General features: G+C 65.2%; 15 protein-coding genes. 5 read left to right on the plus strand and 10 right to left on the minus strand.

All coding sequences use genetic code 11. From position 1 onward, the window contains the following. The first annotated feature begins 105 nt into the window (after nucleotides 1-105). Entirely contained in the window at nucleotides 106-960 is an 855-nt protein-coding gene (locus I6F20_RS20250) for a DUF1499 domain-containing protein (protein ID WP_036004020.1), read from the plus strand. 70 nt (nucleotides 961-1,030) lie between these two features. Here the strand turns inward: I6F20_RS20250 and I6F20_RS20255 are convergent, their stop codons facing one another. From I6F20_RS20255 to I6F20_RS20270, 4 genes are all read right to left on the minus strand, one after another. Continuing rightward, the gene (locus I6F20_RS20255) at nucleotides 1,031-1,948 is read right to left on the minus strand and encodes an MBL fold metallo-hydrolase (RefSeq protein WP_036004017.1); all 918 of its coding nucleotides are present in this window, start codon (nucleotides 1,946-1,948) and stop codon (nucleotides 1,031-1,033) included. 163 nt (nucleotides 1,949-2,111) lie between these two features. Next, nucleotides 2,112-3,326, minus strand: a complete 1,215-nt coding sequence (locus I6F20_RS20260; RefSeq protein ID WP_036004014.1) for an acyl-CoA dehydrogenase — start codon at nucleotides 3,324-3,326, stop codon at nucleotides 2,112-2,114. 136 nt (nucleotides 3,327-3,462) lie between these two features. Further along, complete coding sequence (gene ribB / locus I6F20_RS20265) at nucleotides 3,463-4,539, minus strand: 3,4-dihydroxy-2-butanone-4-phosphate synthase (protein ID WP_036004011.1); 1,077 nt, start codon at nucleotides 4,537-4,539, stop codon at nucleotides 3,463-3,465. Between the two features lie 189 nt (nucleotides 4,540-4,728). Beyond that, entirely contained in the window at nucleotides 4,729-6,459 is a 1,731-nt protein-coding gene (locus I6F20_RS20270) for a cation:proton antiporter (RefSeq protein ID WP_036004008.1), read from the minus strand. Nucleotides 6,460-6,526: 67 nt separating this feature from the next. Here I6F20_RS20270 and I6F20_RS20275 point away from each other — a divergent pair, with 67 nt between their 5' ends. Together I6F20_RS20275 and I6F20_RS20280 are read left to right on the plus strand one after the other, a co-directional pair. Beyond that, a complete protein-coding gene (locus I6F20_RS20275; protein WP_036004005.1) occupies nucleotides 6,527-7,054 on the plus strand; it encodes a DUF3124 domain-containing protein in 528 nt (175 codons plus the stop codon). Nucleotides 7,055-7,105: 51 nt separating this feature from the next. Beyond that, nucleotides 7,106-8,338 (plus strand): aminotransferase-like domain-containing protein, encoded by a 1,233-nt coding sequence (locus I6F20_RS20280; RefSeq protein WP_225127563.1) that lies wholly within the window; start codon nucleotides 7,106-7,108, stop codon nucleotides 8,336-8,338. 20 nt (nucleotides 8,339-8,358) lie between these two features. Here I6F20_RS20280 and I6F20_RS20285 read toward each other — a convergent pair whose 3' ends face one another. Then, nucleotides 8,359-8,631, minus strand: a complete 273-nt coding sequence (locus I6F20_RS20285; protein WP_036031024.1) for a helix-turn-helix domain-containing protein — start codon at nucleotides 8,629-8,631, stop codon at nucleotides 8,359-8,361. Between the two features lie 159 nt (nucleotides 8,632-8,790). On the opposite strand from I6F20_RS20285, the gene I6F20_RS20290 reads away from it, so the two are divergent. Both I6F20_RS20290 and I6F20_RS20295 read left to right on the plus strand, forming a co-directional pair. Next, nucleotides 8,791-9,243, plus strand: coding sequence for a hypothetical protein (locus tag I6F20_RS20290; protein WP_225127566.1), 453 nt, complete (start codon nucleotides 8,791-8,793; stop codon nucleotides 9,241-9,243). Nucleotides 9,244-9,345: 102 nt separating this feature from the next. Then, nucleotides 9,346-9,588, plus strand: a complete 243-nt coding sequence (locus tag I6F20_RS20295; protein ID WP_036031049.1) for a hypothetical protein — start codon at nucleotides 9,346-9,348, stop codon at nucleotides 9,586-9,588. A 61-nt stretch (nucleotides 9,589-9,649) separates the two neighbouring features. Here the strand turns inward: I6F20_RS20295 and I6F20_RS20300 are convergent, their stop codons facing one another. The 5 genes from I6F20_RS20300 to I6F20_RS20320 all read right to left on the minus strand — a co-directional run bounded on the left by I6F20_RS20300 (nucleotide 9,650) and on the right by I6F20_RS20320 (nucleotide 14,729). Beyond that, nucleotides 9,650-10,468, minus strand: a complete 819-nt coding sequence (locus tag I6F20_RS20300; protein ID WP_225127567.1) for an aldo/keto reductase — start codon at nucleotides 10,466-10,468, stop codon at nucleotides 9,650-9,652. A 256-nt stretch (nucleotides 10,469-10,724) separates the two neighbouring features. Next, on the minus strand, nucleotides 10,725-12,290 hold the full coding sequence (locus tag I6F20_RS20305; protein ID WP_225127569.1) for an alkaline phosphatase D family protein: 1,566 nt from the start codon (nucleotides 12,288-12,290) through the stop codon (nucleotides 10,725-10,727). Nucleotides 12,291-12,402: 112 nt separating this feature from the next. Further along, nucleotides 12,403-12,819, minus strand: coding sequence for a hypothetical protein (locus I6F20_RS20310; protein ID WP_225127571.1), 417 nt, complete (start codon nucleotides 12,817-12,819; stop codon nucleotides 12,403-12,405). Between the two features lie 109 nt (nucleotides 12,820-12,928). Beyond that, nucleotides 12,929-13,930 (minus strand): NAD(P)H-dependent flavin oxidoreductase, encoded by a 1,002-nt coding sequence (locus tag I6F20_RS20315; protein WP_036031011.1) that lies wholly within the window; start codon nucleotides 13,928-13,930, stop codon nucleotides 12,929-12,931. Nucleotides 13,931-13,991: 61 nt separating this feature from the next. Then, nucleotides 13,992-14,729 (minus strand): SDR family oxidoreductase, encoded by a 738-nt coding sequence (locus tag I6F20_RS20320; protein ID WP_225127572.1) that lies wholly within the window; start codon nucleotides 14,727-14,729, stop codon nucleotides 13,992-13,994. Between the last annotated feature and the right edge of the window lie 30 nt (nucleotides 14,730-14,759).

Consider the following 14,759-nt stretch of genomic DNA (forward strand, 5'->3'; position numbering starts at 1 on the left):
CTTGGGCGTAGCAGGAACCCTTGAATTTGCTCCCGCGCCGTGGTCTCAACGGCGCATCGTCGCGCCAAATCGGCCGGCATCGCCAACCCCGGCAGAGCTCACCCGATGGCCCGCAGGTTTTCCGCTCCCTACCAGTCGGAGCCCGTGTCCAGCCTCGCGAGCTGGGCGCGCAATCTGGCCGTGTTCGCGGTTCTGGCGGTGGTGGTGTCGATCATCGTCGTCCGTTTCGATTTCCTGGAGCCCAAGCCGGCGCTGGCGACGTTCATCGGCGGGCTCGCGATCGCCGGCCTCTCGATCCTGTTCGGGCTCGCCGGCTTTGCCGCAATCTGGCAGAACGGCTCGCGCGGCATGGCGCGCATCCTGCTCGCCTTCCTGATCGACGGGGCGATCCTCGCCTATCCCGCCTATCTGGCCTTTCAATATCGCAAGCTGCCGTCGATCTACGACATCACCACCAATCCGATTGATCCGCCGCGCTTCGATGCGCTGGCGCGCCTGCGCACCGGCGAGGGCACCAACACCGCGGTCTATGCCGGCCTCTATTCGGCGGAGCAGCAGCGCCATTTCTATCCCGAGATCGAGCCCGTCGAGCTCGAGATCTCGGCCGACCGCGCCTATGCGATCGCGCTTCAGCTCGTCCACAAGCGCAAATGGATCGTGATCGACGAGCGCGCACCGCAGCCGCCGCGCCGCATCGGCCGCATCGAGGCGGTGGCGCGCACGCCGATCATGGGTTTCCGCGAGGACGTTTCGATCAGGGTCGTGCCGGATGGCGATGATTCCCGCGTCGATATCCGCTCTGCGTCGCGCAATTTCGACAGCGACCTCGGCAGCAACGCCGCACGCGTCAAGACATTCATCGACGACCTCAACACCGCCGCCGACGCCGATGCACTCAAGCCGGTGAAGAAGACGCCGGTGACGCCGCCCAAGGCGCCGGCGAAGACGGTGAAGAAGTGACTTGGCGAATGGGGAGTAGCGAATAGCGAATGGAGCCGCCCATTCGCTATTCCCCATTCGCTATTCGCCCCTAGGCCATCCGATAGGTCCCGCCGATCACGGGATCGCCATCCGTCGCCACCACGCCGCGGGCGACCAGATCTTCCAGATGCGCCAGCACGGAATAGCCGGCAGCTGTCGTCAGGCGCGGATCGATACCGATATAGATCGCGCGGACCATGGTCGGGATGTCGGTCTCGCCCTTGGCGAGGCGGTGCAGGATCGAGGCCTCGCGTGCCTTGCGGTGGCGGATCAGGAAGCGCACGAAGCGCTGGCCCTCGGGAATCTCGGGGCCATGGCCCGAGAAATAGAGATCCTCCTCGCGGGTGGCGAGCCGGTCGAGCGAATCCATGTAGTCGATCATCGAGCCGTCCGGCGGCGCCACGATCGAGGTCGACCAGCCCATCACGTGATCGCCGACGAAGTTGAACTTCCGCTCCGGCCAGGCGAATGCCAGATGGTTGGCCGTGTGGCCGGGCGTCGCGACGGCTTCGAGCCGCCAGCCGTCACCTTCCACGACGTCGCCGTGCGCGAGATTGACGTCCGGGGCAAAATCGCGGTCGGCGCCGGATTCCGGATTGTGCTTCTCGCTCTCGAATCGCGGCCGCGAGGCGCGATGCGGGCCTTCGGCATAGACCGGCGCCGCCGTCGCCTGCTTGATCCGCGCGGTGTTCGGCGAATGGTCGCGATGGGTGTGGGTGACGAAGATGTGCGTCACGGTCTCGCCGCGCACGGCATCGAGCAGCGCCGCCGCATGCGCCGCATCGTCTGGACCGGGATCGATGATCGCGACATTGCCCTTGCCGACGATGTAGCTGACCGTGCCCGTGAAGGTGAACGGGCTCGGATTGTTGCAGAGCACGCGCCGCACGCCGGGGCGGACCTCCTCGACGATGCCGGGCTTCAGCGGAAAGTTGCGGTTGAACGGGACGTCGTCGTTGTCGGACATGGGACTTCCTGTGCCACACTCTCTGCCGTCATACCCCGCGAAGGCGGGGTATCCAGTACGCCGCAGCGCCAGTGACAAAAGCGAAGTCTCTGGGATACTGGATCGCCCGCCTGCGCGGGCGATGACAGTTGAGCAAGCTAGCCGCGGCGGAAAAACACAGTGACTAGAAAAACGCCTGAATGCCCGTGATCGCGCGGCCCAGGATCAGGGCGTGGACGTCGTGGGTGCCCTCGTAGGTGTTGACCGTCTCGAGGTTATGGACGTGGCGCATCACGTGATACTCGATCGAGATGCCGTTGCCGCCGTGCATGTCGCGGGCGGTGCGGGCGATGTCGAGGGCCTTGCCGCAATTGTTGCGCTTCATGATCGAGATCATCTCGGGCGCGAACTTGCCCTCGTCCATCAGGCGGCCGACGCGAAGCGAGCCCTGCAGGCCGAGCGCGATCTCGGTCTCCATGTCGGCGAGCTTCTTCTGCACCAGCTGGGTCGCGGCGAGCGGCTTGCCGAACTGCTTGCGGTCGAGCGTGTATTGACGGGCGCGGTGCATGCAGTCCTCGGCGGCGCCAAGCGCACCCCAGGAGATGCCGTAGCGGGCGCGGTTGAGGCAGCCGAACGGGCCCTTGAGGCCGGACACGTTGGGCAGCAGGGCGTCCTCCGGGACCACGACGCCGTCCATCACGACCTCGCCGGTGATGGAGGCGCGCAGCGAGAGCTTGCCGCCGATCTTCGGCGCGGACAGGCCCTTCATGCCCTTCTCCAGCACGAAGCCGCGGATCTGGTTGTCGTGCGCGGCCGACTTGGCCCAGACCACGAAGACGTCGGCGATCGGCGCGTTCGAGATCCACATCTTGCTGCCGGTGAGGCGATAGCCGTCCGACACCTTCTCGGCGCGGGTCTTCATGCCGGCCGGATCGGAGCCGGCATCGGGCTCGGTCAGGCCGAAGCAGCCGACCCACTCGCCGCTGGCGAGCTTGGGCAGGTACTTCTTGCGCTGGTTCTCGTCGCCATAGGCGTAGATCGGGTACATCACCAGCGAGGACTGCACCGAGTTCATCGAGCGATAGCCGGAATCGACCCGCTCGATCTCGCGCGCGACGAGGCCATAGGCGACGTAGCTCGCATTGGCGCAGCCATATTCTTCCGGCAGCGTGATGCCGATCAGGCCGAGCTCGCCCATCTCGTTGAAGATCTCGCGGTCGGTCTTCTCCTCGAGATAGGCCTTGGAGACGCGCGGCAGCAGCTTGTCCTGCGCATAGGCGCGGGCGGTGTCGCGAACCATGCGCTCGTCTTCGGTGAGCTGCTCGTCGAGCAGGAACGGATCGTCCCACTGGAAAGAAGCCGCAGCCGGCTTGTCCTTGGCCTGAGGGCGCACGCTCATGAAACGTCCTTTCGCGTCTGGTTCCGTCGATAATTGCCCGACAAAGTAAAGCGCCGCGGCAACAAGTTCAATTGCATCCTGGCTTGGTCGTTCCGGGGTGGCGCTTTCAGCGCGACCGGGAGAAAGACAATGCGTGTCAGCTTTCGAGCTGCTCGTTGGCGACGATCTCGATGCCGAAGCCCGATAGGCCCTTGTAGTCGTGCACCGACGAGGTGAGATGCCGGATCGAAGTCACGCCGAGGTCGCGCAGGATCTGCGCGCCGACGCCGACCTCGCGCCACTGGCGGTTGCGGTCGGCCTCCGTCGACGTCTCGTCCGGCAGCGGCGAAACGGGCACGCCGGCCGCGCCGTCGCGCAGGTAGACCAGCACGCCGCGGCCGGTCTTCTTGAAATGCTCGAGCACGGCGGCCATGCGCTTGTGGCCGGTGAAGGTGTCCTTGACGATGTTCGGCTTGTGAAAGCGCGTCAGCACGTTCTTGCCGTCGCCGACCCCGTTATAGACGAAGGCGACGTGGGCGATGGAATCGAACGGCGAGCGGTAGGCATAGCCCTGCAAGGGACCGATCGGGCTGTCGGTGACGAAGGTCGAGACCCGCTCGATCAGCTTCTCGCGCGCCTGGCGGTAGGCGATCATGTCCGCGATGGTGACGTGCTTGAGCTTGTGCCTGACCGCGAATTGCGCGACCTGCTCGCCCTTCATCACGCTGCCGTCGTCGTTCATGAGCTCGCTGATGACGCCGACCGGCGGCAGGCCGGAAAGCTTGCAGAGGTCGACCGCGGCCTCGGTGTGGCCGGAGCGAAGCAGCACGCCGCCGTCCTTGGCGATCAGCGGGAAGATGTGGCCGGGCCGGGCGAAGTCGTTGGCGCCGACATTGGGATTGGCGAGCGCGCGGCAGCACGAGGCGCGCTCCTCGGCGGAGATGCCGGTGCCGCCGTCGGGCTTGTAGTCGATCGAGACCGTGAACGCGGTGGTGTGCGCGGAATCGTTGTGGGCGACCATCGGATCGAGCCGCAGCCGGCGCGCGTCCTCGGTCGTCACGGGCGCACAGACGATGCCGGAGGTATGGCGGATGATGAAGGCCATCTTCTCGGCGGTGCACAGCGAGGCGGCGACGATCAGATCGCCCTCGCCCTCGCGGTCCTCGTCGTCGGTGACGACCACGAGCTCACCCCGAGCAAAGGCCTGCAAGACTTCCTGAACGCTATCGGGCATTTCCCAATCTCTATCGGTTATGGCCGGGAGGCTTAGCCGGACTTGGGTCGGGGCGCTAGTCTCCCCAGCGCAACCACATATGTCCGAGGGCGGGCCTGCCGATGGGTTTCAGGCTTGCACCGGGCATACCAGCGATATAGGCGCAGATTGCCCGCAAGGAAGGCGGGCAAGGAAGGCGGCCCGACGCCGTCAGGGCAGCACCTCGCGGCGCTCGCCGAGGCGCTGATCGAGCTCGGCGCGCTTGTCCGCGAGCAGGCCGGCCTGGGCGGCTTCGATCACGGTAAACAGCTCATGTGCATCGCTGAGCCGGGTCACGGTGACATAGCTGGCGCCGGCCTCGTAGAGCGCGCCGACGTCGGCCAACAGGTCGGCCGTGGCGACGATCAGGGCGGTCGGATTGAGCGCGCGGACGTGACGGACCAACTTCTCGTTGGTGGCGCCCTTCAGCAGCGAATCCGGCACGCTGAGGATGATCATCTCGGACTTGCCGACGCCGGCATGGAGCAGCGTGTCGGCGCTGCTGATGTCGCCATAGATCACGTGCAGACCACGTGAAAGCAGGGTCTGGTACACATTGGGGTTGAAATCGACCACGGTGATCTGCTCGAGCAGCACCGGTGCCTGCCGTTCGATCTCGGCCAGCAGCGCGCTCGCCGCACGGAAAAAGCCGAGGATAACGATGCGGCGGGCCTCGCCATGGCCGCCCCCGTGGCCCTCCTCGGCATGGCCGTTGCCATGGTCGAGATCGCGCAGGCCGATCCGCTTCAAGGGGCCGATCGCCCAGCGGGTGATCTCGTCGCTGCGGGTCATCACGAAGGTCGAGAGCACCGCCAGCACCACGAAGGCGAACGAAGCCGCATTCGCCGTCTCGGCTGCGATGTGGCGGTCCGCGACGCCGGTCTGGATCACGACCAGCGAGAACTCGGAGATTTGCGCGAGGTTGAGCGCCGGCAACAGGCTGGCGCGCAGGCCCTGCTTCATCAGATAGAGCGGGGTGAAGGTGGTGACGAGGCGGCTCACCACCGTGAACGCCGCGATCATCAAGGCGAGGCTGATCACCGAGAGGCCGGGCACGGGAATGGTCATGCCGAGCGCGACGAAGAACAGCGTGATGAAGAAGTCGCGCAGCGTGGTGACCTTGGCGGTGACATCGAGCGCATAGGGGAAGGTCGAGAGCGAGACGCCGGCGATCAGCGCACCCATCTCGCGCGACAGCGACAGTTGATAGGCGGTCTCGGCGACGAGAAAGCACCAGGCGAGCGCACCGAGCAGGATCAGCTCGGGCCGCCGGGCGATCTGGTGGAACACGCGCGGCAGCACGTAGCGGCTGACCAGAAGCGCGGCCGTGACCAGCACCGCGACGCGGCCGATCGAGAGCAGGATGACGCTGACCTGCAGATTGGCGAGACTCGGCTGCACCGCCAGGAACAGGATGGCAAAGATGTCCTGGAGCACCAGCACGCCGAGCGTGATGCGGCCCGGCAGCGTATCGAGCTCGCGCTTCTCGTAGAGCACCTTGACGATGATGACCGTGCTCGACAGCGCGCAGGCGACGCAGAGATAGACCGCATCGAAATGCCCACCGCCGAGCGACAGGCCGATGCCGACGAAGAACAGAAGCCCGAGCAGACAGCCGCCCAGCAGCTGGCTGCCCGCCGCGAACAGGATCACCCGCCCGGCCCGAACGATCTTCTTCAGGTCGATCTCGAGCCCGATCATGAACAGCATGAAGATCAGGCCAAGCTCGGAGATGACGCTGATCGATTCCTGCGAATGGACCCAGCCGGCGCCGAATGGACCTATGCAGAAGCCGGCGATAAGGTAGGCCAGGATCAGCGGTTGCCGGGAGAAATGGGCGAGAAGCCCCAGCATCCAGGCGAACAGAATAGAGAGTGTGATATCGCGAATGAGCTCATGCATGCCAAATTGGTCCGTTTTGCCGCACCCTAGAGGTGGGTTGCGGTGCGGCAAGCGAGCAATTCGTCACATGCGGAATGGGCTCTTCGCAGCCATGCTGCTCGCTCCCCTCGCCTTTGCCGTGCCCGCCGCCGCGCAATCCAAGGTCAGTATCGAACAAAACTTTGCCGATTCGCTCACCACGCCGCTGAAGGAGGACCTCGCCGTATCCGGCGGTTTCTACGTGCCCGCCTATTCCAGCGTCGCGATGAGCCAGGGCAAGCTGCGTGTCGACTTCTCGGTGACGCTGAGCGTACACAACGCCTCCGAGACCCAGCCGCTGGTCATCAAACGCATCGCCTATTTCGACACCGCAGGCAAGCAGGTCGAGAGCTATCTGAAGACGCCGGTGGCGTTGAGGCCGCTCGCCACCGTCTCGATCTTCATTCCGACCGACGACGTGCGCGGCGGGACCGGCGCCAATTTTCTGGTCGACTGGGCCGCCACGGGCGAGATCGCAGAACCCGTGGTCGAAGCCTTAATGGTTGGCGGCATCGCCAACACGCATTACGCTTTCATCAGTCAGGGCCGTCCGACCAGGACGGCCGGCAAGAAGTAAGGCGGCCGGTGCAAAGCCGAGCTCAACAAGAACAAAACGAGGAACGCTCCCATGACGTCCAGCTTCGATTTCGCGCCCCTGTTTCCAGCAGGGCTGCCGGCCCCGTCTGCGCGCTGGACGGGCCTTGCCAAATACAGCTTCGTCGGCGGCAACAACGATTCCGAACAGGTGCCGCTCGACGAGCTGATCGAAGCGGCCGACACGGTGCTGCGGCGCGAGGGCCGCTCGCTCGCCACCTACGGTCTGGCGCATGGTCCGCAGGGCTACCTGCCGTTGCGCGAATTCCTGGTGACGAAACTCAAGCGCGACGCCGGCATCAGCTGCACGGTCGACGACCTCCTGATCGTCTCCGGCTCGCTGCAGGCGCTCGACCTCGTCAACGCCACCCTATTGACGCGCGGCGACACCGTGATTTTCGAGCAGGAGAGCTATCAGGGCTCCCTGACACGGCTGGCGCGGCTCGGCGTCAACGTCGTCGGCATTCCCCTCGACCAGGACGGCATGCGCATGGATCTGCTGGCCTCCGCGCTGGCCGACCTGAAGCGCCGCGGCATCCGGCCGAAATACATCTACACCATTCCGACGGTGCAGAACCCGACCGGCAGCATCATGCCCGAGAGCCGCCGCACCGAGCTGTTGCGGCTCGCGACCGAATATGGCGTGCCCATCTTCGAGGACGATTGCTATGCCGACCTCATCTGGTCGGGGCAGCGGCCGCCCGCGATCTACGCGATGAGCGAGAGCGGCGGCGTGATTCATATCGGCTCGTTCTCCAAGTCGATCGCGCCGGCGCTGCGCGTCGGCTTCGTCGTGGCGCCCTGGGAGGTGATGTCGCGGATGCTGGCGCTGAAGACGGATGCTGGCTCCGGTGCGCTGGAGCAGATGGTGCTCGCCACCTATTGCAAGCCGCATTTTTCAACTCACGTGCCGGCCCTGACCAAGGCGCTGCGCACCAAGCTCGACACGCTCATGGAAGCGCTCAACGAGCAGTTCGGGACCGCCGCTGAGTTCGAGGAGCCCAAGGGCGGCATCTTCCTTTGGGTGAAGCTGCCCGACCAGGTCGATACGCTGAAGCTGTATCAGGCCGCGCTCGCCGCCGGCGTCTCGATCAATCCGGGGCCGGAATGGTCGACCAGCAAGGGCCATTCCGCTTCGCGGCTGCGGCTGTGCTTTGCCAGCCCCACGCACCAGCAGATCCGCGATGGCGTCGCCGTGCTAGCCGAAGTCTGCCGCAAGGAGTTTGGCGTGCCCGCCCGCAGCGCCAATGTGGAGAAGCGAGCCTGAGGCCCAGTCCGGACGTCTCCTCACGCCGCCTGTGGCTGACTGCCGTGAATCGCGGAAGCCAGCCGCAGCAACAGGACGATGGAGACGTTGCCTTTGCCGGCCTCGATCTGGGCGATGTAGCGCTCGGAAATCCCCGAGCGCCGGGCGAGCTCCCGGCGCGACAGATCGCAGCGCATGCGTGAGGACCGTAACCGATCGCCCAGCTCGCTCAGAAACGCGGCCTCGGAATAAGGCGGTACGGCACAGCTCCCCGGCAGTACTTCGCCCGCAAAATCCATGACTTGATTCAGCATTGCTCTATCCACGTTCGCCTTCGGGAAACGCCATCTTATCTTCGAACCGCCCCGCCTCATTGACGCGGATCAAATTCGCGGGCGATCGGCAGCCGCCGTGGCAGGGCCGCGCGCGGGATGCTAAACTTTGGAATTGTTCGAGGCGGGGTTTTTCAGGACATGATGCGTTGTTCGGGCCGCTGGATCGCGGCTGCGGTGCTGTGGGTCGCGTTCACCCCCGCGGCTGGTGCCGAGACGCTGGCCGTGACCGTGGAGCAATGGGGCCTGCTCGGCTCCTGGGCGGTCGATTGCTCGGGTAGGCCCGACCGCGACCAGGGCGCGCGCTTGACTTACGAAATCCGGAAAGACGGCCGTGTGATGTACCGGCGCGATTTCGGCGAGGCCAGGGACGAGAACGAGGTGGTGTCCGCCACGGTCAATGCCGAGGGCCTGCTCAATGTCATGGTGTACTTCCCCTCGCTGCATCAGGCCCGCGAGTTCGGGTTGCTGTTGCAGAAGGACGGCAGCCTGCGCGCGATCTACAATCGCAGCGAGCGCGGCGAGTACACGATCAGGAACGGCAAATACGTCGCCAGCGGTGCGCCGACGCCCGCGCAGCAGCGCTGCGATTAGCACGCCTTCGTCTGAACATCCGTTCAGAATTCTCTTCCCGCTCCTCCGGAACGTTCGCGCAAATCTGCGGTTTAGATGTGCATTCGTTTGGAGGAGGACATCATGAAGAAGCTTGGTTATGTGGTTGCGGCTCTCGGTGCGCTCGTGATCGCGGCGCCAACGCTCGCAAGTGCGGAGACGGTGGTGATCAAGCGCAGCGGCGGTTATCATCATCATCATCACCACGGCCCGTACGGCGCCCGCGCCGAATTCCGCGGACATCGTCATCATGGCTGGCATCGCCACCATCGCGGCGACAAGGTCGTCGTGATCAAGCGCAGCCATCGCCATCACCACTGGGACTAATGCGCAACGCGACAAGGAAATGGCCCCTCACGGGGCCATTTCTATTGCCCGATCACTGCAGCTAATCCCACGCCGGCGCAAAGCCCGGACTGACGCAGCGTCTGTCCTTCGCCAGCGCCGCGATCTTCTCGCGGTCGACATCGTCGAGCGTGATCTTCAGCGCGTCGAGATTGGCCTGCTGGCTCTCGCGACGCGAGGCCTTGGGGATCGCGGCGACGCCGTCCTGGTCGAGCAGCCATTTCAACGCGACCTGCGCGGCGGTGGCATTGTGCCGGGCGCCGATGTCGGCCAGCACCGGATCGCTCGCGAAACGCCCTTGCGCCAGCGGACAATAGGCAACCAGCGGAATCGACAGCGGCTGGAGATAGGCCAGCACCTTCGATTGATCGAGCATGGCGTGATATTCGACCTGGTTGCAGGCGATCGGCGCCTTGATCTCCTCGACCGCGACCTTGAGCAGCGCGGTGGTGAAATTGGCAACGCCGATGGCGCGCGTGCGCCCCTCCTCCTCGAGCGTCATCAGCGTTTCGAACACCGCCCCCCAGTTCGCGGCCTTCGACGGCCAATGCACGAGATAGAGGTCAACATGGTGGAGCCGGAGCTTCCTAAGGCTGGCGTCGAAAGCGCGGCGGATTGCATCGCGGTTGAGGTTCTCGTGCCAGACTTTCGTGGTGACGTGCAGCTCGCCGCGCGGCACGCCGGACGCGGCGATGGCCGCACCGATCGCCTCCTCGTTGGCGTACATCTCGGCCGTGTCGATGTGGCGATAGCCGATCGAAAGCGCGCTCTCGACCGCGGCACGGCAGGCATCGCCCTGCATGCGGAAGGTGCCGAGGCCGAGCTTGGGCATGCTGATGCCCTGGGTTTTCAGATGATCCATGCAACAGGCTCCTGAGCAATTCAGCCCACCGGATCGCGCGGCGATGCCGCGTGAGCAGACTTTTCGGTGATGGAAAAGAAGTGGCGGGACCCCTCACCCTAGCGCGGGAGGAGCACAGCGGCCAATCAAGATCGGGTTAGCAATGCCTCTCCATCGTCATGGCCGGCTTGTCCCGGTCATCCACGCATTGCCACGCGGCACGAAGAACGTGGATGCCCCGGACAAGCACGGGCATGACGACTGGCGCGCCGCAACCTCACCAATGCTGCGCCACGACCGCGGGTTGCACCTGCGGCTGCGGCACGATGTCGACCGACCAGAGGTCGCGATTGTCGACGTCCTTCAGGGTCACCGTCATCACGCCGCTGTGGCCATCGATGTCGACCCGCCCGAAGAACTGCAAGCCGAAGCAGGGCGCGAGATTCTCGCCTTGCGCAGCGCTGCAGCCATGCTGGTATATCGCGACCGGGCCGAAGGTGTCGTCGAGCTCGCCCGGTCCCCAGCTGCCGGCATGCAGCGGGCCGGAGACGAACTCCCAGAACGGCTCGAAATCCTTAAATTGCGCCTTCTTCGGATCGTAGTAGTGCGCGGCGGTGTAATGCATGTCGGCGGTGAGCCAGACGATGTTGCGGATACCGGCGCGCGTGATGAATGCGAGCAGATCGGCGATCTCGTGCTCACGCCGGTCGGGCGGCCCATCGCCGAGCGCAACGGCATCCAGGCTGATCAGGCCAATCGGCAAGTCGGCCGCGATCACCTTCCAGGTCGCGCGCGAAGCGGCGAGCTCGCGCTTGAGCCAGGCGAGCTGCTCGGCGCCCAGGATCCAGCCGCGGTGATCATCGCCCTTGTTCCAGCTCTCGTCGCGGTAGCTGCGCATGTCGATCATGAAGACGTCGAGCAGCGGGCCATAGGCGATCTTGCGATAGACGCGGCCGTGCCGCGCGCCGATGTCGCGGATTGGCATGAAGTCGAAGAAGGCCCGGCGGGCTCGCGCGACCAGGCGCGGGGTGCCGTCGTCCTCGTGTCCGGACTCGTCATAGGTCCCGATCGGCGACCAGTCGTTGGTCACCTCGTGATCGTCCCATTGCGCGAACATCGGCACCTCTGCATGGAAGGCGCGAAAGTGTTCGTCGAGATGGTTGTATTTGTAGTTGCCGCGGAACTGCGCCAGGGTGTGCGCCACCTCCGACTTCTCTTCGGTGACGAGGTTGCGCCAGGTCTCGCCGTTCGGCAGCTTCTGTTCGGAAGGGATCGTGCAGTCCGCGTAGATGTGATCGCCACAGTGGATGAAGAAATCTGGATTGTTATCGAGCATGGTGCGATAGCTGCGATAGCCGCCGCGGGAGACGTCGATGCCCCAGCCCTGGCCCGCGGTGTCACCGGACCACAGAAACGAGATCGACTGGCGCGCTGCCGGCGCGGTGCGGAAATGGCCGACGCGGCTTTCGCCGACGAGTCCGGTGGCGATGTCGTCGAAGCCGACGCGGTAGAAGATGTCTTGCCCAGGCGGCAGATCCGCCAGCAGGAGTTTTGCAGTGAGATCGGCAGCGGGCAGCGCATCGCCGGAGGCCGAGGCGATGATGGTCTTGAAGCTCTCGACCGTGGAGCATTCCACCTGCATCCGCGCGGGCCGATTGGCGCGCGCCCAGATCACCGCGGAGCCGCCGGAGACGTCGCCGGACTGGATGCCGCCTGTGATCTGCGGTCGATCGGCGGCGCGGCTCACATGAGGCTTCGCGAGCGAGGCGATGGCGAGACCGGAGGCGGAGCGGACCAGGAACTGCCGCCGGGTCCAGGCGCGCGAGGCGCGGAGCGTTGCCATTCAGGAGACCTTCGTCGAATCGCGACGGAAGGTGCCTGCGCTCCTTGACTGCCAGCTTACGGTTTCTTGACTCCGCGCCTACGGTTTTGCGACGCGGGGATGACGGCTGTGATCACCGCTTCCAGTTGCAAATGCCGCCAGAGCGGCATGGCCAGGTCTGGATGCGGGTGTCCATCGCCTGCGCATCGAGCGGGTTGCCGCGGCGTGCTAGCTTGGCGCGGGCCGCCCCGCGCGACGGTGCGCTTCTGGCATGCGCGCTCTTCGGCTCGGCCACACGAACACGTTCGGCGGCAACCTTCTTCGGCACATCGACCGGCTCAGCACGCGCCTGCGCTTCGTTCGCGCCACGCGCTTCGAGCGCGACCGGCGCGAAGTGCGTCTCCGGCCCGAGACGTTTCGGCGACAGCACCGCCTTGGAGAGATCGAGACCAAGATATTCGCCGGGCTTGTAGTCGTCGGCGCGCGCAACACCGGCCCCTGCGACCACGAGGGCGAAGGCAATTGCGAAGGGAACGCTTTTCAGGACCACGGACGCCTCCTGAAATCGATTTATGAAAGGGGCAATTTACCCCTATCTAGGAGGCGCCGCGCGTAATTCCAGCGGTCAGATGCCGCCGTGGTTAAGAAGTTTGACGGTGTCAGGCGACCTTTCGCGCAGCGTCCGTCCCGTCCAGGAACCCCAGCAGGCGGCTGCGGATGATGGTTTCAGCCTCGCCCATGATGCGATCGATCAGCTCCTTGCAGGACGGGATGTCGTGGATCAGGCCCGCGACCATGCCGCAGCTCCAGGCGCCGGCATCCATCTGGCCGTCCAGCATGATCTTGGGATAGACGCCCGCGACCTGGTCGTGGATGTCGTCGATCGTGAGCTTGGCGCCCTTTTCGCGCTCGATCTCGAGCAGGCGGTCGACATTGGCGTTCTTCAGGACGCGCTCGGTATTGCGCAACGCCCGCATGATCAGGCGGGTATCGAGCTCGGTGGCTGCGACGAGAGCATTCTTGACGTTCTGGTGCACCGGCGCTTCCTTGGTGGCGATGAAGCGCGTGCCCATGTTCATGCCCGCCGCGCCCAGCGAGAGCGCCGCGACCAGGCTGCGACCATCGGCCATGCCGCCGGAGGCGACGAACGGGATCTTCAGCTCTTCCGCCGCACGCGGCAGCAGGATCATGTTGGGAATGTCGTCCTCGCCGGGATGGCCGCCGCACTCAAAGCCGTCGACGCTGACGGCGTCGCAGCCGATGCGCTCGGCCTTCAGCGAGTGACGCACCGATGTGCATTTGTGGATGACCTTGATGCCGGCGGCCTTCAGCGCCGGCATGTAGGCTTCCGGGCTGCGGCCCGCGGTCTCCACCGCCTTGATGCCGCCCTCGACGATGGCCGCGATATATTCCGGATAAGGCGGCGCCGAGAAGGCCGGCAGGAAGGTGAGGTTGACGCCGAACGGCTTGTCCGTCATGTCGCGGCAGCGCGCGATCTCCTTGGCGAGCAGCTCGGGCGTCTTCTGCGTGAGACCGGTGATGATGCCGAGCCCGCCGGCATTGGAGACGGCAGCGGCCAGCTCGGCGAAGCCGACGAAATGCATGCCGCCCTGGATGATCGGGTGCTCGATGCCGAACAGTTCGGTGATCGCGGTCTTCACTGAAAATCCTCCCGGTTTTGCTTGATGTTGAGCTCAGTCTAGCCGGACTTTCTCGCGGCGGTCACCATTTCTCTCCGAAGGGGCGGATCTCCATCTCGAAGGTCCAGGCGCTCTTCGGCTGCTGGTAGAGCTGCCAATAGGCGCTCGCGACCGATGACGGCGGCATCAGGAGATCGGGATTATCGAGCGCATTCGGCCCGAGCGCCTCGAGCCGGCGCTGGCGCACCCATTCGGTGTCGACGCCGGAATCGATGATGAGATGGGCGACGTGGATGTTCTTCGGCCCGAGCTCGCGTGCCATCGCCTGCGCGACCGCGCGCAGGCCGAACTTGGCGCTGGCGAAGGCGGCATACCCGCTGCCGCCGCGCAGGCTTGCAGTCGCACCCGTGAAGAAGATGTTGCCGCCGCCCCGCGGCAGCATCAGCCGCGCCGCCTCACGGCCCGCGAGGAAGCCGGAATAGCAGGCCATCTCCCACACCTTCCGAAACACGCGCTCGGTGGTGTCGAGGATCGGGAAATTGACGTTGGCGCCGACGTTGAAGATGCAGATGTCCAGCGGTGCGTGCTTGTCGGCGTCGTCGAGGAAGGCGATGACCTCATCTTCTTTCCGCGCGTCGAGTGAGCGGGCGTGGATCTCGCCGCCGGCGGCTTCGATCTCTTGCACCAGCGGCGCCAGCTTATCGCCATTGCGGCGGCCGGCGAAAATCGAGAACCCTTCGGCGGCAAACTTCTTGGCGATCTCGGCGCCGATGAAATCGCCGGCTCCGATGACGGCCGCAGTGGCGTTTCGCTTGGACAAGACCGCCTCCTCCCATGGGCCGCGCTGCGA

Origin of the sequence: Bradyrhizobium sp. IC3123, assembly GCF_020193625.1 — a bacterium.
Taxonomy (GTDB): domain Bacteria; phylum Pseudomonadota; class Alphaproteobacteria; order Rhizobiales; family Xanthobacteraceae; genus Bradyrhizobium; species Bradyrhizobium yuanmingense.